Genomic DNA, 21,362 nt, shown 5'->3' on the forward strand with positions numbered 1-21,362 from the left:
GATCCGCTTGAGCCAGTGTGTTGTCTGATTCAGTGCTTGTTCGATGCCGCTTGGATGGCCTCAGGCACGGGAATGGCAGCTTCGGTCATCTCGTCTTTATCAAAGCTGATGGTGCGCGATGGGAACGCGAAGTCTGCACCATGTGCATGAACAATATCGACAATTTTCAGCATTACATCCTGCTTCACTTCGTGATAGCGAGACCAATTGATGGTTTTGGTGAAGGCATAAATAAAGAAGTTAAGCGACGAGCCTGCAAAGGCATCAAAATTCACCATCAAGGTCGACCGCTGTTCAATGTCGGGATGGGTCTCCAGCATCGCTTTCACATCCGTCACAATGGCCGCCATTTTGTCGGCGTCTTTATAGCGAAGGCCAATGGTTTCGTTGATGCGGCGATGTTGCATGCGCGAAGGATTCAACACCACAATGCTGCTAAATACCGAGTTCGGCACATACAAAGGGCGGCTTTCAAAGCTACGGATCATGGTCATTCGCATACCGATGCGCTCTACCGTGCCTTCGATGTTGCGATCAGGAGAGCTAATCCAATCGCCCACACTGAAAGGCCGATCGAAATAAATCATCAGCCCCCCGAAGAAATTAGACAATAAATCTTTGGCTGCCAAACCTACGATAAGGCCACCAACACCACCAAAGGTGAGTAAACCTGTCAGGCTAATGCCAAAGGCTTGTAGCGCCGTTAATACGCCCACGACGGCTAATAACAAGCGCAGTATATGCCCCATCGCAGACACCGTGGTTTGGTCGCGCGTATCGGATTTCATCAAATACGCTTCTATGCGATTAACCAAACGCAGCAATATCCAAAGGATGACAGCAAAAACAAGCACCCGACGCGACACCACCAGCCAGCTTTCACTCACTTTCGCCGTGGCTGCTAACAGGCTGTCGAGCACATAACTCGATGGCCATAGCCATATCAACACGCTAATGGGCGTGCTCACTGTTTGCAGTAAAATGGTGTCCCACTCGGTTTTGGTCTTTTGAGAAATCGCGACCAAACGTCCAAAGACGACGTGCCACACTAACCAGGCAAATGCTGCCATCGCCAACAACACGGCAATGTGTTCTACCCATTCTAAATTGATGCTTTGAGAACTCGAATGCCACCACGCCATGAATCGATCCACGTCGCTCACCCCTTATCGTCAGGTATTTTGGTTTTAGGTCTTTGAAATATTGGTGTCGAGGGTAACAAAAAAAACGCTGACAACTGCCAGCGTTTTTTGATTTTTGCTAAGAGCCTTCGTTAGGCCAGAACTTCGACTTTGTTAGTCGCTTCAGTGTTTGCAAAGAAAAAACTTAAAGACCTGCGAACGCCACAAAAAAGAGTGAAACAACCAAAGCGAGTACAAGGGCGGTCGATAAAATAAACAAGTGCCTGACTTTGTTGCACTTGGCAATAAAAGCCGTATCGTGGTGATGAAGATATTCTTGGCTTCGAATGTAATGATATAACCGCTTTTGTCGGCTGATATCTCCTTGGGAAGAAAAGAAATTATTGCCACGGGTCATTTGCTGATACAGCAGTGGGTTGGCTTCTCGCATCATCACGAGTAAAACACGAAGTGAACTCACATAACGCAGGATGTTCGCCAGCGTAACAAAGAAAATCGCGATAATTAAGGCGTCTCCGCTCATGGTCTCATCTCCCATTGTTGCCTAAGGGAAGCCCGAGCGAAGACGTAATATGCGTCTTAAGCCACAGGGCTATCCATCACAGAAGTGGGTGCTTGTTTGGCCATTTCTGCCAAATCTTTATCAATGAAGAAGAGGGCTTTTCCGTCTTCCCCTACCAGTTCAATCTTGTCAATCACACTCTTGAAGATCTTTTCTTCTTCGTGTTGTTCAGCGACATACCACTGCAAGAAACTAAATGTAGAATAGTCCTGCGTAGTGAACGCGACGTGTGCCAAATGATTAATTTTCTCAGTAATGAGCTGCTCATGTTTGTACGTTTCACGAAACACTTCACCAAGCGATTCAAAATGGTGGCGAGGCGCTTCAATCGTGCCCAATATCGGCATCGCACCTGTCTCACTCACGTAGGTGAATAGACGCTGCATGTGCTCCATTTCTTCTTGCGCATGCTTACGCATAAACTGCGCTGCACCCTCAAATCCTTTGTCTTCACACCATGCGCTCATTTGTAAGTATAGGTTTGATGAAAAAAACTCCAAATTAATCTGCGCATTCAGTTGCTCAATCATGGGTTTTGCTAGCATGCTATTGTTTCCCTTCTATTCAATCTGAGAGTCATTTTGTCTGTCGGTGAACGTTAATTCAACCCCGCCAGTCGATCTGTAGTAACACGTTCACCAAGCACACATCGGCATTGGGATCTCTGCAACAGTCTTGTTTTGGAGACAATGATAGTTTTTGATTGATGTTCATGACGAATATATCCAAAAGTCCCCATCAGATGAGCAAACGACGCCATACATTGCGAAGGAAACTCCACTAATATTGATGAGGATTGGGTATCGTTTACGGTTTTATTCAGGAGTCAGGCTATGGGTTATAAACACATTCTGGTGGCGGTCGATCTTTCTGCCGACAGCGAAGCACTGGTTCAAAAAGGCGCTGATCTGGCTAAACCCCTCGGAGCAAAACTGTCACTGATCCACATCGACGTCAACTACGCGCAACTCTACACAGGCCTCATAGATGTCAATCTGGTGGAAACGCGCAACCACATTATTGATGAAGCGCAGTCGCAACTGAACACGCTGGCAAAACACGTGGATATTCCCGTCACTCATACGTTGGTCGCCAGTGGTGACTTAGCCGAGGAGATCACCGAATCTATCGGCCATTTCGGCATTGATCTCGTCATTTGTGGTCATCATCAAGATTTTTGGAGTGCGTTAATTTCGTCCGCCAAACAACTGATCAATAAAACCCCTGTCGACATGCTGATGGTGCCGCTACCAAGCTGATCGCACACGCCAAGTACGCTGATCCGTCCAGATTCTCGATCCCTGCCTATTGACGCAATTTCCGGTACACTTTGCGGCAGTTTCTTACCAAATATGGATCGTTATGGGATACCTCGCGTTTATTACCCTCTTATGGGCTTTTTCTTTCAGCTTAATTGGCGTTTACCTTGCCGGACAGGTCGATGCTTGGTTTTCAGTCGTTACCCGGGTGGCGTTGGCGGCGGTGGTTTTTCTGCCATTTTTACGCCTCAAAGGTGCGCCTCGTCCGCTCATGCTCAAGTTAATGGCCATTGGTGGCATTCAGCTTGGCCTCATGTATTGCTTCTACTACCAATCCTTTTTATATCTCTCTGTACCAGAAGTACTCCTTTTCACGGTATTCACGCCCGTCTATGTCACGCTGACGTATGATTTACTGCATCGCCGCTTCTCTCCCTGGTATCTGATGACGGCTGCACTGGCCGTGCTTGGCGCGGTAATGATCAAGTTCGCGTCGGTGAATCCAAACTTTATGCTGGGTTTCTTGATTGTTCAGGGTGCAAACCTCTGTTTTGCCATTGGCCAAGTCAGCTATAAATTCTTGATGGAACGCACAGAGACAGACGTGCCACAACACACGGTGTTTGGCCTATTTTACCTTGGCGCATTGTGTGTGGCTTTGCCTGCATTTCTGCTGCTCGGCAACACAGACAAGCTGCCCAGCACATCGTTGCAATGGGGCATTTTGATTTACCTTGGTACTGTGGCATCAGGCTTGGGCTATTTCTTGTGGAACAAGGGAGCGACACTCGTCAATGCTGGCGCACTGGCGGTGATGAACAATGTGCTGGTACCAGCAGGTATTGTGGTCAATGTGCTCATCTGGAACCGCGATGCGGATCTGGGGACACTGGCGATGGGCGGCGCAGTGATTTTGGCCTCGCTCTGGCTCAATGAAACTTGGGTGAAAAAGAAAATATTGACGTCTAACCACACTCACGCATAAATAAAAAACCGCCAGATTGGCGGTTTTTTATCGGCTTAGCGAAGCTACGTTATATAAATGCAAACGCATCGCCAAACAAGTGGTCACGCTCTGCGCCACGTTCGGTGCAAAACATTTCGCGTGCCGCGCCTGCCATTTCAAAGCGACCCGCGATATACACGTCATAGGCTGACAGCGACACGAAGTCTTCCATCACGGCTTGCAGCACATTGCCTTCTTTGCCAGCCCAACCTTGCGGTGTGTTTTCTACGACAGGAATGTAAGTCAGTTGGCTGTTTTTCAATGCCAACGCTTCCATTTCATCATTGGCATAAAGCTGACTGATATCACGTCCGCCCCAATAAAGGAAAATCGGCTGCTTGAAGCCTTGGCTCAGACAATGATCCAACATGCTGCGCACGTAAGAAAAACCTGTACCACCCGCAATCAGAACTAATGGGCGTTGGCGTTCTTCGCGAAGCCAAGCGTCACCGTGCGGCGCTTCAATCAAAAAGGAGTCATCCCCTTTTTCTAGCGCAGCTTGAGCCGCTTTCACCACATCCATAGCATAGGCATTTTCTTCTGCTGCACCAATGTGCAATTCAAGCTCATGGCCATTTTGACGGCATGGGCTGCTGGCAATCGAGAATGGACGCTTGTCTTTCTCACCCATCACCGCTAGCAGGTATTGACCCGCTTTGTAGCTCACAGGCTGCTCAGGCTTTAATAAAATTCGATAGGTGTTATTGGTCAGTGACGACACTGACGTTACTTCACATTTAATAGTCATCGCTTTCCTCAAAACTAACCACCAGATCACTGCTGGGAATGGCCTGACAGGCAAATATCCAGCCGTACTCTTTTTCTTGTTCGGTGAGCATAGGCTCCAGGTGATAATGCACATCACCTTCTATCAACCTGCAAAGACAGGTTGCACAAGCACCGATCTGACAACGGTTAGGAAATGGTATTCCTGCGCTGAGCGCGCCTTGTAATAGTGTTTGGTGCGCAGCAACCTCAAACTGGGCTCCTGCTGGCATCAGGTTTACTTTATACATGGATTAAATACCCAGCATGCCCCACATTTCGTCGACCTTCGCAACAATTTGCGGATCTTTGGCAATGGGTGTTCCCCATTCACGGGTCGATTCTCCCGGCCATTTATTGGTGGCATCTAACCCCATTCTAGACCCGCACTCGCTAACTGGCGATGCATCACCGCGAGCGTCTTCTCGATAATCATCCGAAGGCGACTTCGCGAACAGGGTATCACGAGCCGGATCCATGCGGGTGGTTATTGCCCAAATTACATCGTTCCAGTCGCGTACATTGACGTCACCATCATCAAATACCATGACGAATTTGAGGTCTATAATTTGCCCCAATGATGCCCAAATGCTTTCCATCACACGAGGAGCATGACCCACAGAATCTTTCTTAATGGTCACCAATGCCATGCGACTCGCATGGGCTTCAGACGGCAGGTAGAGATCAATAATTTCTGGCAACTGTGCGCGCACAGCAAGCATTGCTTCTTCAAGCTTTTCCAGATCAGGCTGCGCATCATTTGACGAAGGGTAATTGACGGTTTCCGCTTCCCATTTAACGGTGGCGTCGATGCCCATTTTGGAGCCCAACCCCACAACTGGTGATGCAAAGTCGAGGGAATCAATTGGGGTGTTTTCGATAAGCAGCGTGTCACGCATCGGATCCATGCGAGTCGTCATTGCTTGAATAACACTGTGCCAGTCACGGGTATCAACGTCTTCATCGACCACGATGACATACTTGGTGTACATAAATTGGCGTAAGAAAGACCACACACCCATCATCACGCGCTTTGCGTGCCCGGGGTATTGTTTCTTCATGCTCACTACCGCCATGCGATACGAACAGCCTTCCGGCGGCAGATAGAAATCCACAATCTCGGGAAATTGCTTTTGCAAAATAGGCACGAATACTTCGTTCAATGCGACGCCAAGCACTGCTGGTTCATCCGGTGGACGGCCTGTATAGGTGCTGTGATAAATCGGCTTTTGACGCATGGTAATGTGCGTCACGGTGAACACATGATGACGTTCTACTTCGTTGTAATAGCCTGTGTGATCGCCATATGGCCCTTCGTCAGCAAACTCATTCGGATCAATGTAGCCTTCCATCACTATTTCAGCGCTGGCAGGTACATCTAAATCATTGCTGATGCTTTTCACAACTTCGGTCTTACTGCCTCGAAGCAAACCCGCAAACGCGTACTCTGACAAGGTATCCGGCACTGGCGTGACCGCACCAAGAATGGTCGCAGGATCAGCGCCATAGGCGACAGACACCGGAAAGGGTTCACCTGGGTTTGTTTCCATCCATTCACGTAAATCCAGCGCACCGCCTCGGTGTGCTAACCAACGCATGATGACTTTGTTTTTACCGATTTTCTGCTGACGATAAATACCGAGGTTCTGGCGTTTTTTATTCGGCCCACGGGTGATGGTTAATCCCCATGTCAGCAGCGGCGCCACGTCATCCGGCCAACAGCTCATCACAGGAATTTTATCAAGATCAACGTCATCACCTTGCCACACGATGTCCTGACACGGTGCTTTGCGCAGTTTTTTGGCTGGCATGTTTAACACTTGTCGAAACACAGGCAGCTTGTCTAACGCATCTTTAAAGCCCTTTGGCGGCTCAGGCTCTTTGAGGTATGCCAGCAATTTACCGACTTCTCGCAGCGCGGTGACATCATCTCGCCCCATGCCCATAGCGACACGCTTTGGCGTTCCAAACAGGTTTGCTAGTACGGGAATATCGTAACCGACCGGGTTTTCAAACAATAACGCGGGGCCACCGTCACGCAAGACGCGATCCGCGATTTCTGTCATTTCTTGATTTGGGTCGACAGGATGAGAGATGCGTTTTAACTCACCGACAGATTCCAAATAGTCGATAAACACGCGTAAATCAGTAAATTTCATAGCCTTCCCGGATGAGATGTAAGGATTCGATTATAACGGGATGTGTCGCGGGTAACACGTTTGTAAAAATGAAAACAAAAGGTCTATCAGTCAGCTTTTGACGCTATCTAGTCCATTCTCGATATTACGACGAGTGACACCCGAGACTTGTTGCAGCAATTGCTCCAACCAAACACGGTGACCCTGTTCAGCCAACAGCGTTGCAATAGATTTACCGCGCTGACGATCGCCAATCTGCTTAAGCAAAAACGTTTTCACATCGTCAGGAAGAGGATGTAAACCTGCTAGCTGTCTGATTGCCATCTCCGCCAATACGGGGTTAACCGTGGCGGCGATCATCTGATCAATATGTTGTTGGCTAACAGGAGGGGTATCCATCTTCCGCAACACCTCCAAACTGGCGCTATCAGTGCGTCGCAGCCAAAGTAAGCTATACAGCGCGTTACTGCGGGTTTGGGTGGCTAACGCTGCCAAAACCGTATTATCAGGACTCCAGTCCATATTTTTGTCACCAAGATACAGCAGCTCAAGTTTATTGAGCGCTTGCGGTGATAAATTAGAGATTAAGCTGACTAACGCTTCTCGTCGCAATGTGTAATCATTTGAAGAGAACGATAGCCATTTCGCTAAGGACAACTGATCATAATTGAGCAGCCTGTTCGCTTCATCACCCAGCAATTTAATTTCCCAGCGATTAAGTACCCATCTCGCTTCGCCCGCATAGTTAAAAGCAGGCATGGTTACCCAATAGCCATTACCCTGACTTTTCACTAAATACTTAGGCTGTTGATGACTGATGGTAACGAGAAACTTTTCGATTTCTGGCGTCATTTTAGAAAAATTCAACGCACGACGAGTCACGACGGTCAGCGCTTCTTCGCGCAACAATTCAGGTAAGGAAGCCAGATAGGTTTCAAGCTGTGGGATCTGATTAGCATCAAACAAGGTGGTCGCATGCAGAATAGATGACACCGTATTGGGATCGGCGATATGCGACGCCACGTCATCTGGCGATATCGTGATGGCACGCGATACCCCACCAAAGAGGGCGAAGAAAAATATGATTAGTAAAGCGAGTGAACGTTTCATCCCAGAAATCCTGAGCCAGTGCATCCCAATCGACTGGCTGAATAATATGCCAGCTCAATTCTGAGGCTCATTCTCATATTTAGCAACTGATAAGCGCCTGACTCGGTCTTTCTTCAAGCAAAAAAAAGCACCGCTAGGCGGTGCTTTTTTAATTCAGCATGGTGCGCGTTATGATTTCTGACGACGCATTGCTTCAAAGAATTCTTCGTTAGTCTTGGTCATCGAGAGCTTATCAAGCAGGAATTCCATCGCATCGCTTTCGCCCATTGGGTGAACAATCTTGCGCAGGATCCACATTTTCTGCAGCTCATCAGACTTCGTCAGAAGCTCTTCTCGACGCGTACCTGAACGCGTGAAGTCGATAGCGGGGAAGACACGCTTCTCGGCAATCTTACGAGACAGGTGCAGTTCCATGTTACCTGTACCCTTAAATTCTTCGTAGATAACTTCATCCATCTTAGAGCCAGTATCAACCAGCGCTGTTGCGATGATGGTCAGGCTTCCGCCCTCTTCGACGTTACGTGCAGCACCGAAGAAACGCTTTGGACGATGCAATGCATTCGCATCAACACCACCAGTCAGAACTTTGCCTGAGCTTGGTACCACGGTGTTATAAGCACGTGCCAGACGTGTGATTGAATCCAACAGGATAACCACGTCTTTCTTGTGCTCAACAAGGCGTTTGGCCTTTTCGATAACCATTTCAGCCACCTGAACGTGGCGGCTTGCAGGCTCATCAAAGGTAGAAGCAATAACTTCACCTTTTACCAAACGCTGCATTTCGGTCACTTCTTCTGGACGTTCGTCAATCAGAAGTACCATTAGCTCACACTCAGGGTGGTTGTGGGCAATGCTCTGTGCAATGTTCTGCAGCAAAATGGTTTTACCCGCTTTTGGCGGAGCAACAATCAAACCACGTTGACCTTTACCGATTGGCGATGCCAGATCCAGCACACGTGCTGTGATGTCTTCGGTAGAGCCATTACCACGCTCCATCACCATACGCTCGTTTGCGTGCAGTGGCGTCAGGTTTTCAAACAGGATCTTGTTGCGGGCATTATCAGGTCGGTCGTGGTTAACTTCATTCACTTTTAACAGTGCGAAGTAACGCTCGCCATCTTTTGGCGGACGGATTTTGCCAGAGATGGTATCACCAGTTCGCAGGTTAAAACGGCGAATTTGGCTTGGTGAAACATAGATATCATCTGGGCCAGCAAGGTAAGAGCAGTCTGCACTGCGCAGGAAGCCGAAGCCGTCCTGAAGGATCTCCAGCACGCCGTTTCCAAAAATATCTTCGCCGCTTTTCGCGTGTTGCTTCAAGATCGCGAAGATGATGTCTTGTTTACGAAGGCGGGCAAGGTTTTCAAGGCCCATGCTTTCGCCTAAGGCGACCAGCTCAGAAACGGCCTGATTCTTCAGTTCGGTAAGATTCATAGTGGTAGGTGTCTTGTCAGTCAAATTTGAGGTCTGATTAGTTTGGGTTTGGGAATCACAGGGTGTGATCGAGAGATGAACAGATGTACACTTTACGTGCAATAAGTTAGCACCTGATCGGGGAACTGTCTAGCTGATAGAGACAAATAAGCCGCGACCTGGGCGGTTCACGGCTTACAAGTCACATTATAGGTTTGCGTCTAGGAACTCTTTCAGTTGAGTTTTAGACAGTGCGCCAACCTTCGTTGCCGCCACACCGCCGTCTTTAAACAGCAGCAATGTTGGGATACCGCGAATACCAAACTTAGGCGGTGTACCCGCATTCTGGTCGATATTCAGCTTACCAATAGTGACTTTCCCTTCGTACTCTTCAGCGATCTCGTCAAGAATCGGCGCGATCATTTTACAAGGACCACACCACTCCGCCCAGAAATCGACCAGCACAGGGCCTTTAGCATTGATAACATCTGCGTCGAAGCTGTCGTCTGTCAGCTGCAAAATCTTGTCGCTCATCTTTCACTCCAATGATTACTTTTTGTCACTGGTGATATACCAACCAGTAAATCATCACACTATTTGAATGTATTCACTATCGTATTGCAAGCCTAAGCTGATATTCTATGCGGATGAAAATGACGCATCTCACAGAGCAAAAATTTGCCGACTTCGGACTTCATGCCGATGTCATCAAAGGTTTGGAAGAAAAAGGGTTTCATAATTGTACCCCTATCCAAGCTTTGGCATTGCCGGTCCTGCTCACCGGCCGAGACATTGCAGGACAGGCCCAAACGGGCACAGGTAAGACACTGGCATTCCTGACTGCGACTTTCCATCACTTGCTGACAACGGAGGCTCCTGCCGACCGCAAGAAAAACTGCCCGCGAGCCATTATTATGGCACCGACGCGCGAACTTGCGATCCAGATCTATAATGATGCTGCCCCGTTACTGGCCTCAACCTCACTGACCGCAGGCCTTGCTTACGGTGGTGAAGCGTACGACAAGCAGAAAGAAGTACTGGAAAATGGCGTTGATATTCTTATCGGCACCTGTGGTCGTATTATCGACTTCTACAAACAGCACGTGATTGATCTGCGCAGCATTCAAGCCGTTGTACTGGATGAAGCTGACCGCATGTTTGACCTTGGCTTTATCAAGGACATCCGTTTCTTGTTCCGTCGCATGCCTGCTCCTTCAGAGCGTCAAAACATGCTGTTCTCTGCCACCCTGTCTTATCGTGTACAGGAACTGGCGTTTGAGCACATGACAAACCCTGAGCATGTTGTCGTAGAACCGGACCAAAAAACCGGACATCGCATCCAAGAAGAGCTCTTCTACCCGTCAAACACTGACAAAATGCGCCTGCTGCAAACGCTGATTGAAGAAGATTGGCCAGAGCGCGCCATTATCTTTGCCAACACCAAGCACCGCTGCGAACAAATCTGGGGCCACTTGGCTGCGGATGATCTGCGTGCTGGTTTGCTAACCGGTGATGTGCCGCAGAAAAAGCGCATGAAGATCTTAGAAGACTTCACGAAAGGTGATATCGACTTCCTGGTTGCAACCGACGTTGCCGCCCGTGGTCTGCATATTCCTCAGGTAACACACGTATTCAACTACGATCTACCTGACGATAGCGAAGATTATGTTCACCGTATTGGTCGAACTGGTCGTGCGGGTGCAAGCGGTCACTCTATCAGTTTCGCGTGTGAAGAATACGCCGTGAACCTGCCGGGTATCGAAGAGTATATCGATCACGCTATCCCAGTGTCTGAATACAATGAAGACGCTTTGATGACTGATTTACCTGCACCGATACGCCTACAGCGTCCGCGTCAAGTAAACGGCCGTCGTAACACGTCAAGCAGCAAGCCAGGTTCACAACCTCGCGGCCGCGGTCGTCGTCGTCCGCCACAGAATAAAGCGTAAAGCACTCAGGGGTAACACAGCATGGATCACGCGCGTTCGCCCCTGTACGCTGCCATTGACCTCGGTTCAAACAGCTTTCATATGCTGGTTGTCCGCGAAGTTCAAGGCAGCGTGCAAACGCTGGCAAAAATCAAACGCAAAGTCCGCCTCGCCGCAGGCTTGGACAAACAGCTCAATCTCAGCGAAGACGCGATGCAGCGTGGTTGGGACTGCCTTTCCCTTTTTGCAGAACGCCTGCAAGATATTGATACCTCCAACATCCGTATTGTTGCCACCGCTGCTTTGCGCAGTGCAAAAAACGCCGATGTGTTCATCACCAAAGCCAATCAAATCCTCGGTCATCCCATCACAGTGATTACCGGTGAAGAGGAAGCCTGCACCATTTATCAAGGTGTGGCGCATACCTCGGGTGGCAAAGGCAAGCGACTGGTGGTCGATATAGGCGGTGCGAGCACAGAGCTTATTATCGGTGAAGGCTTTGATGCCGCAGCCTTAACTAGCCTCGACATGGGCTGCGTAACTTGGCTTGAACAGCACTTCAAAGACCGCACATTGACCGAAGCCAGCTTTACTCGCGCCATTGACGGCGCAAAACAGGTGTTGGCACCGATTGTTGAGCGTTATCGTTCACTCGGCTGGGATATATGCGTCGGAGCAAGTGGAACGGTTCAAGCGCTGCAAGAAATCATGATTGCGCAAGGTATGGATGAGGTGATCACCCTCGCCAAACTACACCGATTACGTAAACAAGCCATTGGCTTTGGTCAGGTTGAAGAACTCGACATTGATGGTTTGACGCTAGAACGCGCCTTGGTATTCCCAAGCGGCCTATCAATTCTGATTGCCGTTTTTGAACAATTCGACATTGATTCGATGACACTAGCAGGCGGCGCACTGCGTGAAGGCTTGGTGTATGGCATGATGGATACGATGCGCCAACAAGATATTCGCACACGTACCATTCAAAGCATACAGTCTCGCTATCAGTTAGATCGCGCACAAGCCGACAACGTCGCCAACATGGCACTGAATCTACTCAGCCAATGTGGTGATGAATGGATAGCAGAGCCTATTGCTGAAGAGATGCTGAGATCTGCCGCCGAACTCTATGAGATTGGCATGAGTATCGGTTTCAAAAAAGATGGCGTACATGCTGCCTATTTGATTAAAAACCTCGACCTACCTGGCTTTACTCAAGCGCAGAAACAGCTTCTAGCAGAATTATTGCGCCAGTACCGCGAACAACTGCATCCAGTCGGTTCACAAAGCGCCGTGTCTGCAACCAGTGCTAACCGCATTTTGCGACTACTGCGACTGGCCATTATTCTCTGCCACCGCCGTGACAGCAATGTCTTACCGCCGGTGACGTTGAATACCAACAGTGACGAACTAACACTGACGCTGCCCACGACTTGGCTTGCCAACAATCCGCTGATGGCGGCAGAGCTGGCACTAGAAGCGCAGCGCCAAAGCGACCAACATTGGCCTCTGACCATTTCGTAAGATTATGTTCAGATACAAAAAAGCACGGCGATTTGCCGTGCTTTTTTATTATCCATGTATCGGCGGTGAAACCCGTAAATGGTTAAACGTCAATTCCACTGTGGCGTAAAAACGCATCGGGTGATGGCTCGCGTCCACGGAAACGTTTGAACAATTCCATCGGCTCTTCACTGCCGCCACGCTCAAGAATATTCTCCAAGAACGACGCGCCAGTCTCTGTGTTGAAGATACCTTCTTCTTCAAAGCGGCTGAAGGCATCTGATGACAACACTTCTGCCCACAGGTAGCTGTAATAACCCGCGCTATAACCGCCAGCAAAGATATGGCTGAATGAATGCGGGAAGCGATTCCACTCAGGTGATGGCACCACAGACACACGGCTTTTCACTTCTGCCAATGTTTCCAGCACTTTCGCCCCTTCTTCTGGGTCAAAGCGGGTGAACAAAGTGAAATCAAACAACGCGAATTCAAGTTGGCGCAGGATAAACATCGCTGATTGGAAGTTCTTCGCTGCCAGCATTTTATCTAGCATCTCTTTTGGCAACGGCTCGCCCGTTTCATAGTGACCAGAAATAAACGCTAATGCCTCTTCTTGCCAGCACCAGTTCTCTAAAAACTGACTTGGCAACTCTACCGCATCCCATGGCACACCATTAATACCCGACACCGCAGACTCGTCCACTTGGGTTAGCATATGGTGAATACCATGACCGAATTCATGGAACAGAGTCACCAGTTCGTCATGGGTAAACAACGCAGGCTTGCCACCAATCGGTTTGTTGAAGTTACACGTTAGGTAGGCGACTGGCGTTTGCAGTTCGCCCGACTCAGTGATGCGTCGAACACGACACTCATCCATCCATGCACCACCGCGCTTGTGTTCACGGGCGTATAAATCGAGGTAGAAACTGCCGCGCAGTTCACCTTGTGCATCAAAGATGTCATAGAAAGAGACCGACTCGTGCCACACATCCACGCCTTCACGACGCTTAACGTCCATACCAAATACGCGTTTCAGTACCTCAAACAGGCCAGCAACCGCCTTGTCTTCAGGAAAATAAGGGCGAAGCTCTTCGTCTGAGATGCTGTATTGGTGTTGTTTAAGTTTCTCTGAGTAGTAGCCGACATCCCAAGGCTCTAATGCATCCACGCCAAAGGTGTCTTGGGCGAATTGTTTTAGCGCTTCAAACTCTTGCTCGCCTTGTGGACGAGCTTTGTCGACCATTTCGTTAAGGAAGGTCAGTACCTGATCCGTCGATGCCGCCATCTTGGTGGCCAGTGACAGTTCACTGTAGCTTGCGAAACCCAACAGGCGAGCAATTTCATTTTTTAGTAACAGGGTTTCACTGATCAGATCCGTGTTGTCCCATTTGCCGGCATTCGGGCCACGATCAGAGGCGCGCGTGGTGTAGGCTTGGTACATTTCTGCGCGCAGTTCACGGTTGTCACAATAGGTCATCACAGGTAAATAAGACGGAATATCCAACGTCAGCAGATAGCCTTCCAGCTCTTTTGCTTCGGCCTGTGCTTGTGCCGCCGCAAGTGCAGATTCTGGCATACCCGCCAACTCACTCACATCAGTGATGTGCTTGCTCCAACCCATGGTGGCATCGAGTACATTATTGGAGAAGGTTGAAGAGAGCTCGGAAAGACGCTTACTGATCTCACCGAAACGATGCTGCTCTTTCTGTGGCAAGGCAATGCCCGACAATTCGAAATCACGCAACGCATCCGTCACGGTTTTTTGCTGCGCCGCTGACAAGGAATCAAAATCATCTCGCGCTTTAATCGCTTTATAAGCGTCGTATAACGGCTTGTGCTGACCGACCCAAGTCGAGTAATCCGACAGAATAGGCAAACACGCTTCATACGCCTCGCGTAATTCAGGACTGTTCACGACGCCATTCATATGGCCTATCGGTGACCAAATGCGGCTGAGCCTGTCATCACTTTCTGCCAATGGCACACAAATGGTGTCCCAGCTTGGATCTGTGTTGTTTTCCAACACTGCCTCAATCGCTGCACGGCAATCTGTTATGGCTTGTTCCACCGCAGGTTGAATATTTTCTGGCTTAATATCAGAAAACGGAGGCAAATCGGTAAACGAAAGCAACGGGTTGGACATGATCAGTTCCTTTATTTCTTTCTCTAATGCACTAGTTATGATGGCAAATGAACGGGTTTTCAATGCCGATGCTGCATCCGATCTCGCAATAAGCGATAATGCTCGCTACTTTTGTCCGTTTTCACTCAGGTCTCACATGCTCAGTTATCGTCACAGCTTCCACGCAGGCAACCATGCAGATGTGGTTAAACACATTGTTCAGAGCCTTATCATTGAATCACTGAAGCAAAAAGATAAAGCCTTCGTGTATCACGATACCCACAGTGGTGCGGGACGCTATGACCTTTCCGACGACCACGCTGAGAAAACCGGTGAATACAAACAAGGCATCGGTCAGATCTGGCAACGCGACGACACGCCAGAAGCGCTCGCGCCATATATCAACACGATCCGCAGCTTAAATGACGGTGATGAACTTCGTTTTTATCCCGGTTCACCGAAAGTAGGCAGAACGCTGCTACGTGATCAAGACCGCGCGATGTTTTCTGAACTTCACCCAACCGATTTCCCATTGCTGCTGCAAGAATTTCGTGGCGATCGTCAGGTGAAAATGTTCAAAGAAGATGGCTACGCACGCTTAAAAGCGAGTCTTCCGCCGAAAGAGCGTCGTGGTGTGGTGTTGATTGACCCGCCTTATGAGCTAAAACATGAATATCAAGACGTGGTTGATGCGATGGGTGAAAGCGTCGAACGCTGGGCAACAGGTACTTATGCGATTTGGTACCCTGTCGTCTATCGTAAAAATGTCGATCTCATTACCCAAGGCTTGGAAAAGCTTGGTATTCGTAAAATTCTGCAAATCGAATTGGGTGTTGCACCGGATTCAGAAGAGCGCGGTATGACGGCGTCAGGCATGATTGTGATCAATCCGCCTTGGACACTCGAACAACAGATGAAAGAAATTCTACCTTGGCTGCAAACAATTATTGCACCCGAAACGGGTCACCAATTAGTACAATGGGTTGTGCCTGAATAACAGTTAACAAAAAATCGGTCTGGTAACATTGGGATAATCCCAGTCAGCGGAAAATAGAATTATTAAATGGAGAAAATCATGGCCAAACATTTTGATTACCTTTGCATCGGTGGTGGCAGCGGCGGCATAGCGTCTGCAAACCGAGCGGCAATGTACGGTGCAAAAGTAGCAATTATCGAAGCGCAACACCTCGGTGGAACCTGTGTAAACGTAGGTTGTGTGCCGAAGAAAGTAATGTGGCACGGCGCTCAAATTGCAGAAGCAATCAAACTGTATGGTCCTGATTACGGTTTTGACACCACGGTGAATAACTTTGACTGGGCAAAACTGGTCGAGAACCGTGAGGCTTATATCAGCCGAATTCATACTTCTTACGAAACCGTACTGGGTCGCAACAACATCGAAGTCATCCAAGGTTTCGGTCGATTTGTAGATGCTAAAACCGTTGAAGTGAACGGCGAACACTACACCGCTGACAACATATTGATTGCCGTCGGTGGCACCCCAACCATCCCGAACGTTCCGGGTGCAGAACACGGCATCGATTCCAATGGCTTCTTTGAGCTAACCGAACAACCTAAGCGTGTGGCTGTGGTTGGCGCGGGTTATATCGCGGTTGAAATCGCAGGTGTATTAAACGCACTGGGCACTGACACCCATCTGTTTGTGCGAAAAGAGTCGCCACTTCGCAGCTTTGACCCAATGATTATCGACACCATTGTTGAAGTAATGGAAGCGGAAGGACCGCACCTTCATACGCAGTCCACGCCGAAAGAAGTCGTGAAAGAAGCGGATGGCTCTGTGACACTGCATTTTGAAAATGGCACCTCACACAACACCGATGTGCTGATCTGGGCGATTGGTCGTCACCCAACCACCAGCAAAATCAACCGTGAAGCGACTGGCGTTGAAACCAATGCACGCGGTTACATCAAAGTCGATGAGTTCCAGAACACCAATGTGTCTGGTATCTACTGTGTTGGCGACATTATGGAAGGCGGCGTAGAGTTAACACCAGTTGCTGTTAAAGCAGGTCGTCAGCTTTCTGAGCGCCTGTTCAATGGCAAAACTAACGCCAAGATGGATTATGCCCTGATCCCAACCGTGGTATTCAGTCATCCACCTATCGGCACCATTGGTCTGACTGAGCAAGAAGCCAAAGCACAATACGGCGAAGAGAACGTGAAAGTGTACACGTCTGGTTTTACCGCCATGTACACCGCCGTGACTCAACACCGTCAGCCTTGCAAAATGAAACTGGTTTGCGCAGGTGAAGAAGAAACCGTGGTTGGCCTACACGGCATCGGTTTCGCGGTCGATGAAATGATCCAAGGCTTTGGCGTCGCCATGAAAATGGGCGCAACGAAAGCCGATTTCGACAGCGTGGTCGCGATCCACCCAACAGGGTCAGAAGAGTTCGTTACCATGAGATAATCGGCTCCGCCGAAAATCTAGCCCTGCCAGTTAAAACTGGCAGGGATTTTTTATGCAAAATATAACAATATTCAATCAAAAAACACCACGCAAAACTGCAATCATCTCACTGAGAGACAATCCTTATGAATGCCTAGAAATTGTCTTTACTAGCGCCAAGTCTCAATGCAGACACCTTACAATAACAATTCAGTCAATAATGGTTGCGCATTAAGAGCAACCTATTGCGTTTTTCATTAGCTTCCAATAACAAGATACTCATTCCAAAAAGTCGTAGACCTCTGATCATGTGAACAGGGTGTCTATTCAAATAATTATTCATTCGGGTGAGAAATGAACTTTAAGACATCTTTGTTGGCAGCATCAGTTGCACTAGTTTTAGCGGGTTGTGGTAGTGATGATTCGGCACCAGTTATTGGTGGTGATGCTTCAAGTGAGCTAGCGAAAAAGCCTAATATTGCTATTCCCGAAAACGGCCGATTTATCGATGCACAAGTTGATGGCCTTTATTACGTAAAAGGCAATACAACCAACGGTGTGGGCGAATTCACTATTGATGGTACTTACTCTATTGACCAAGATAACCCAATCATCACTTTCATTCTAGGTGGCGAAAAAGGTGGCCTAGTTCTTGGTAGCGTTTCTGGCCGACACGTGACCACTCCATATGAAGCGGTAGGCACTCAACAAAGAGCAGTGAATCTTGCTCGACTATTGCTGACTATTGACGACACAGAAGGTGAAGACGTCATTACTATTCCAGGACGAATCTATAATGCAAATGCTGATACTGTTGAAGCGCTGAAAAAAATTCAGCTCGACGATATTTCAACAATTAAAGAGTTCGTTGAAGGCATCGGTAAAACCTTGATAGAAGAAGAAGCCGCATTGAAACACTTTGAAAGTGAAGGCTCTCTTAAAGACCTGGTACGTGGTTCTGACATTAACCTAACGCATTGGTCAAAAGGTTCAAACTGGACATTTGTGGAACGAAGCTCGTCCCAGCGCATTAAATATAGCAGTGGCAATCAGTTCCAAAATGTCATTCATGCTGACCGCACCTTGGGCGAAGATCTTTTCGGTGAGGTGACTGGCTTCCCGTCAATGACACTGAAGTCATCGAAAGATGCACTAATTTTGCTAAAAGGCTCTAATGATGGCTCGGTAATGGCAGATGTTATGGCTGCGTATCTGACCTGTAAAGATGAAGGTGGTAAAGCTTCAATTGTTAAAAACGAAACAACCAGGTTCAACGTCGCAACCTGTGATGGCGAAGAAACTACCTATGTGAACTCTAAGTTTGATGCCTTGACTGAATCAAACACCGCGTTCACTTATAACTTCTCAAACCCTGAAGCGACATCAACAGAAGACGGGGTTCATCCTTGGGGCGACATGTCAGAGTTTGGCGGCGTATATGCGTGTATGTCAGAAAATGCATGTACTGAGCAATCGATGACCAAATACGAAACCATTCGTCGCGATGACGCCGATGAGGGTGAAGCTCCAAAATGGCAAACTGAAATTCTGTCAGGTAGCTATGATCCAATCACCGATGTCTATATGCAGGTACGCACTAAGATTGAAGAAGCAAACGGCTACGTCAATGAGTCAATCAACTTCATTTACCCCGTAGAAAAACCAGGCACGGATCGCTATGTTGACTTCAAAGGCGACTGGGTAGTGACTCAGACAGATGAAACGTGTTCAGAGTCTGCGTCTGCAACAGCTACCTATACCTTCAATGAAACTGGTGTCATCGTTGACGGTCAAGAGCTAAATAATTGTAAGCCTGAAAACATCTCTGGCGAAGAAAATTCATATGAAATGCTCTCGCAAAAAGACTACTGGTGGTTTGGTAGCAATGCCGCGGGCGGTGTTTCCACAGCAACGCTTGATCAGCTAAATACGACCATCCGCTGGGAAGATAAGGATGAAGGCGAAGAGAACGGAGACATTAAAATCAATCGTTTCTCTTACATTCCTGCAGGCGAAAACTGGGACCGTGGCATATTGATTCGCCATACACTGAACAGCGCTGGCGAGAAAATCGCCACGGAGACTATGCAAAAAGTATCGAACTAAGCGTTCATTCGAATTTAAAGCCAAAGAAAGCGACCTCATGGTCGCTTTTTTGTTTCCGTCATCAACAGCCGTTATCCCATCACTCACACAACACATTCAACGTCAGCGTGTCAGATATCGCCACAAATGCCATGTCCAATTTGATATCGTAAACGTTACCGCTGTTTAACCAATATGGAATGGTCGCTGGGAACTGCTCTCTAGCACCTTGTCGCGAGACAGCGCGGCGAATGGCTGACTCTGATGCCAACCTCTTTCCCGATTGCGTACAGGCCTTTTTAGCGTCCAAGTAGGTAGCCCGCCACCAATCTCGTTGGTGGATGGAGTAACGCGCGTCATTACCTTTGGGCTTTGGCGTCCAAAGCCCGACAACAGGGTCGAGTTTCCGCACTGTCGCTCCCTTGCTCAGGGTTTGCTTTGGCTTTTTTGTGGATGGCTGGGCTTTGGTAGACTGAGAAGAAGACTTCTCTTGGTAATCTATCTGACGAATGAAAGCATCTGACGTCACGGGCTCTTGGCGAATTTTATCGCGAATGACAACGGCATCGTTGAATGCTTGATAAGGACCAAGCAGGCATCGAAAGCCGTTCTCTTCTGGCTTTAAAACCCAATCCGCGTTGTTGGCTATATGCTTTTCAATGCGTTGTCGAAAAGCCGCGCTTGGCCGTTTATCCAGAATGCCGCATTGCACCCAAAAAGCACCGCCTTGTGGTGATGGCTTCTTGCTCCACAGCCCTTCACCTATGGGACACTGAGCAGAGACAATCCCTATGCCTTGCTCAACCTTCAGCGTCTGGCATGCCTTCATGGCAAAGGTGCTACTGGAGAAAAATAGACCCATCAGGAATAAGGTACGCGTCATTCCTCTCACTGCCTCATCAACCTCAATCGCAGATCTGTTTGTCTTACACCCATGCATACCTTCATACCGCTCGTGTCATTGCACGTTATTGATTCAACGGCACATTGTAGAGAGCGAAGTGTAAAATGAGGGATTTGTTGATAGTTTCTACAGCAGATTTCACAACATGTGCAAAAGGGCGTGGAACAAACGTGGACATGTCATGACAGTAAATGCGTTTTTATTCGCACAGTACCAATAGCACGGATTCTTTTGACAGCGGCATGGGTACCATCATTATCGAATCAAAAGCATATTGCTCTGCCACCCAAAAAGGTAAACGGGAGGGCAATTGGGATTGGTACTCTGCACTCCTTGAAATTGATCTGAGTGTTGATTCAGACACCAGTTTCATTCCATCGTTTTCGCAAGTGGATGTAGCCTCTTTCAAAGAGGCTCGCCACCAAACAAACTTGTCATCGGTGTAACGCTTTTCGCCATCTCTAGGTTTCGGGCTTCTTAAACCCAACAAATCAAAATAATCACGCTTAAGAGCGGCTTTAGTCGCTGATACGTTCCCACTAGCCTTACCGTTGATACTCATTTTGGTAGAAGAGTTACCTATAACTTTTTCTGCACCATTTTCCACCATAAGGGCATTCCGAATAAAAGCACTCGACAACGCTGGCTGTTTTCTCAGTTCGTCACGCGCGCTCACGGCTGTTGAATATTGTACAAACGGTCCAACAAGACAGCGATACTGACTTCCTTCTTGGCGAAAAACCAAGGCTTCTTTGTTAGGAAGACCATTCAGTTTTTGGGCAAACCCAGACTCAGGTAGGCTGCTTAGCAACCCACATTGCACCCAAAATATTCCCGATAGGTTTTCTGGTACTCTCCCCCACAAACCCTGTCCAATAGGACACGTATCCTGCACAATATTCCAATTACCCTGTCGCGAAGAGTCACAATCTGCCTCTGCAGACTGAACCATCTTTGATGTTGATAGCAGTAGTAACAACACACTCAATAAGTAAAACAAACGTCTACGCAT

The 21,362-nt window shown here is 48.3% G+C and carries 19 protein-coding genes; 7 read left to right on the top strand and 12 right to left on the bottom strand.

What is annotated here, in order from left to right:
* Positions 1–29: 29 nt before the first annotated feature.
* The 3 genes from AC3CIC_RS15850 to ftnA all read right to left on the bottom strand — a co-directional run bounded on the left by AC3CIC_RS15850 (position 30) and on the right by ftnA (position 2,249).
* Positions 30–1,142: a mechanosensitive ion channel family protein gene (locus AC3CIC_RS15850; protein WP_016960594.1), complete on the bottom strand. Its 1,113-nt coding sequence runs from the start codon at positions 1,140–1,142 to the stop codon at positions 30–32.
* Between the two features lie 184 nt (positions 1,143–1,326).
* The gene (gene uspB, locus AC3CIC_RS15855) at positions 1,327–1,665 is read right to left on the bottom strand and encodes a universal stress protein UspB (RefSeq protein WP_016960593.1); all 339 of its coding nucleotides are present in this window, start codon (positions 1,663–1,665) and stop codon (positions 1,327–1,329) included.
* A gap of 56 nt (positions 1,666–1,721) precedes the next feature.
* The gene (gene ftnA, locus AC3CIC_RS15860) at positions 1,722–2,249 is read right to left on the bottom strand and encodes a non-heme ferritin (protein ID WP_016960592.1); all 528 of its coding nucleotides are present in this window, start codon (positions 2,247–2,249) and stop codon (positions 1,722–1,724) included.
* 288 nt (positions 2,250–2,537) lie between these two features.
* Between ftnA and AC3CIC_RS15865 the strand changes: the two genes are divergently transcribed.
* The gene (locus tag AC3CIC_RS15865) at positions 2,538–2,963 is read left to right on the top strand and encodes a universal stress protein (RefSeq protein WP_016960591.1); all 426 of its coding nucleotides are present in this window, start codon (positions 2,538–2,540) and stop codon (positions 2,961–2,963) included.
* Between the two features lie 103 nt (positions 2,964–3,066).
* Positions 3,067–3,948, top strand: a complete 882-nt coding sequence (locus AC3CIC_RS15870; RefSeq protein WP_488515029.1) for a carboxylate/amino acid/amine transporter — start codon at positions 3,067–3,069, stop codon at positions 3,946–3,948.
* 49 nt (positions 3,949–3,997) lie between these two features.
* On the opposite strand, the gene fre is transcribed toward AC3CIC_RS15870, so the two are convergent.
* From fre to trxA, 6 genes are all read right to left on the bottom strand, one after another.
* On the bottom strand, positions 3,998–4,717 hold the full coding sequence (fre, locus tag AC3CIC_RS15875) for an NAD(P)H-flavin reductase (protein ID WP_488515030.1): 720 nt from the start codon (positions 4,715–4,717) through the stop codon (positions 3,998–4,000).
* Complete coding sequence (locus tag AC3CIC_RS15880; RefSeq protein ID WP_488515031.1) at positions 4,707–4,985, bottom strand: 2Fe-2S iron-sulfur cluster-binding protein; 279 nt, start codon at positions 4,983–4,985, stop codon at positions 4,707–4,709. Before AC3CIC_RS15880 ends, fre begins: the two co-directional genes overlap by 11 nt.
* Before the next feature lie 3 nt (positions 4,986–4,988).
* Positions 4,989–6,893, bottom strand: coding sequence for a 4-hydroxy-3-polyprenylbenzoate decarboxylase (gene ubiD / locus AC3CIC_RS15885; RefSeq protein WP_488515032.1), 1,905 nt, complete (start codon positions 6,891–6,893; stop codon positions 4,989–4,991).
* 90 nt (positions 6,894–6,983) lie between these two features.
* Complete coding sequence (locus AC3CIC_RS15890; RefSeq protein WP_016960586.1) at positions 6,984–7,982, bottom strand: hypothetical protein; 999 nt, start codon at positions 7,980–7,982, stop codon at positions 6,984–6,986.
* 168 nt (positions 7,983–8,150) lie between these two features.
* A complete protein-coding gene (gene rho / locus AC3CIC_RS15895; protein ID WP_016960585.1) occupies positions 8,151–9,416 on the bottom strand; it encodes a transcription termination factor Rho in 1,266 nt (421 codons plus the stop codon).
* A gap of 186 nt (positions 9,417–9,602) precedes the next feature.
* Complete coding sequence (gene trxA / locus AC3CIC_RS15900; RefSeq protein WP_016960584.1) at positions 9,603–9,929, bottom strand: thioredoxin TrxA; 327 nt, start codon at positions 9,927–9,929, stop codon at positions 9,603–9,605.
* 113 nt (positions 9,930–10,042) lie between these two features.
* On the opposite strand from trxA, the gene rhlB reads away from it, so the two are divergent.
* Positions 10,043–11,344, top strand: a complete 1,302-nt coding sequence (rhlB, locus tag AC3CIC_RS15905; protein WP_026023762.1) for an ATP-dependent RNA helicase RhlB — start codon at positions 10,043–10,045, stop codon at positions 11,342–11,344.
* Positions 11,345–11,365: 21 nt separating this feature from the next.
* Positions 11,366–12,847 carry a guanosine-5'-triphosphate,3'-diphosphate diphosphatase gene (gene gppA, locus AC3CIC_RS15910; protein WP_394212364.1) on the top strand — a complete coding sequence of 494 codons (1,482 nt, stop codon included), beginning with the start codon at positions 11,366–11,368 and terminating at the stop codon, positions 12,845–12,847.
* An 82-nt stretch (positions 12,848–12,929) separates the two neighbouring features.
* Here the strand turns inward: gppA and prlC are convergent, their stop codons facing one another.
* Positions 12,930–14,972 carry an oligopeptidase A gene (gene prlC / locus AC3CIC_RS15915; protein ID WP_394212363.1) on the bottom strand — a complete coding sequence of 681 codons (2,043 nt, stop codon included), beginning with the start codon at positions 14,970–14,972 and terminating at the stop codon, positions 12,930–12,932.
* Between the two features lie 136 nt (positions 14,973–15,108).
* On the opposite strand from prlC, the gene AC3CIC_RS15920 reads away from it, so the two are divergent.
* The 3 genes from AC3CIC_RS15920 to AC3CIC_RS15930 all read left to right on the top strand — a co-directional run bounded on the left by AC3CIC_RS15920 (position 15,109) and on the right by AC3CIC_RS15930 (position 19,467).
* Positions 15,109–15,948 (top strand): 23S rRNA (adenine(2030)-N(6))-methyltransferase RlmJ, encoded by an 840-nt coding sequence (locus AC3CIC_RS15920; protein ID WP_394212545.1) that lies wholly within the window; start codon positions 15,109–15,111, stop codon positions 15,946–15,948.
* A gap of 66 nt (positions 15,949–16,014) precedes the next feature.
* Complete coding sequence (gene gorA, locus AC3CIC_RS15925; RefSeq protein WP_488515033.1) at positions 16,015–17,382, top strand: glutathione-disulfide reductase; 1,368 nt, start codon at positions 16,015–16,017, stop codon at positions 17,380–17,382.
* 333 nt (positions 17,383–17,715) lie between these two features.
* Positions 17,716–19,467, top strand: coding sequence for a chromosome partitioning protein ParA (locus tag AC3CIC_RS15930; RefSeq protein ID WP_488515034.1), 1,752 nt, complete (start codon positions 17,716–17,718; stop codon positions 19,465–19,467).
* A 79-nt stretch (positions 19,468–19,546) separates the two neighbouring features.
* Here AC3CIC_RS15930 and AC3CIC_RS15935 read toward each other — a convergent pair whose 3' ends face one another.
* Positions 19,547–20,329: an SPOR domain-containing protein gene (locus AC3CIC_RS15935; protein WP_488515035.1), complete on the bottom strand. Its 783-nt coding sequence runs from the start codon at positions 20,327–20,329 to the stop codon at positions 19,547–19,549.
* Between the two features lie 220 nt (positions 20,330–20,549).
* Positions 20,550–21,362 (bottom strand): SPOR domain-containing protein, encoded by an 813-nt coding sequence (locus AC3CIC_RS15940; RefSeq protein ID WP_488515036.1) that lies wholly within the window; start codon positions 21,360–21,362, stop codon positions 20,550–20,552.

The sequence above is a fragment of the Enterovibrio sp. QJM3NY_24 genome, from assembly GCF_057786035.1.

Bases quoted from the DNA above. Each gene is read 5' to 3' on its own strand.
- AC3CIC_RS15890 (WP_016960586.1), bottom strand. From the start codon at position 7,982: ATGAAACGTTCACTCGCTTTACTAATCATATTTTTCTTCGCCCTCTTT.
- ubiD (WP_488515032.1), bottom strand. From the start codon at position 6,893: ATGAAATTTACTGATTTACGCGTGTTTATCGACTATTTGGAATCTGTC.
- rhlB (WP_026023762.1), top strand. From the start codon at position 10,043: ATGAAAATGACGCATCTCACAGAGCAAAAATTTGCCGACTTCGGACTT.
- AC3CIC_RS15870 (WP_488515029.1), top strand. From the start codon at position 3,067: ATGGGATACCTCGCGTTTATTACCCTCTTATGGGCTTTTTCTTTCAGC.
- rho (WP_016960585.1), bottom strand. From the start codon at position 9,416: ATGAATCTTACCGAACTGAAGAATCAGGCCGTTTCTGAGCTGGTCGCC.
- AC3CIC_RS15850 (WP_016960594.1), bottom strand. From the start codon at position 1,142: ATGGCGTGGTGGCATTCGAGTTCTCAAAGCATCAATTTAGAATGGGTA.
- prlC (WP_394212363.1), bottom strand. From the start codon at position 14,972: ATGTCCAACCCGTTGCTTTCGTTTACCGATTTGCCTCCGTTTTCTGAT.
- trxA (WP_016960584.1), bottom strand. From the start codon at position 9,929: ATGAGCGACAAGATTTTGCAGCTGACAGACGACAGCTTCGACGCAGAT.
- gorA (WP_488515033.1), top strand. From the start codon at position 16,015: ATGGAGAAAATCATGGCCAAACATTTTGATTACCTTTGCATCGGTGGT.
- AC3CIC_RS15940 (WP_488515036.1), bottom strand. From the start codon at position 21,362: ATGCGTAGACGTTTGTTTTACTTATTGAGTGTGTTGTTACTACTGCTA.
- gppA (WP_394212364.1), top strand. From the start codon at position 11,366: ATGGATCACGCGCGTTCGCCCCTGTACGCTGCCATTGACCTCGGTTCA.
- uspB (WP_016960593.1), bottom strand. From the start codon at position 1,665: ATGAGCGGAGACGCCTTAATTATCGCGATTTTCTTTGTTACGCTGGCG.
- fre (WP_488515030.1), bottom strand. From the start codon at position 4,717: ATGACTATTAAATGTGAAGTAACGTCAGTGTCGTCACTGACCAATAAC.
- AC3CIC_RS15935 (WP_488515035.1), bottom strand. From the start codon at position 20,329: ATGACGCGTACCTTATTCCTGATGGGTCTATTTTTCTCCAGTAGCACC.
- AC3CIC_RS15880 (WP_488515031.1), bottom strand. From the start codon at position 4,985: ATGTATAAAGTAAACCTGATGCCAGCAGGAGCCCAGTTTGAGGTTGCT.
- AC3CIC_RS15920 (WP_394212545.1), top strand. From the start codon at position 15,109: ATGCTCAGTTATCGTCACAGCTTCCACGCAGGCAACCATGCAGATGTG.
- AC3CIC_RS15865 (WP_016960591.1), top strand. From the start codon at position 2,538: ATGGGTTATAAACACATTCTGGTGGCGGTCGATCTTTCTGCCGACAGC.
- ftnA (WP_016960592.1), bottom strand. From the start codon at position 2,249: ATGCTAGCAAAACCCATGATTGAGCAACTGAATGCGCAGATTAATTTG.
- AC3CIC_RS15930 (WP_488515034.1), top strand. From the start codon at position 17,716: ATGAACTTTAAGACATCTTTGTTGGCAGCATCAGTTGCACTAGTTTTA.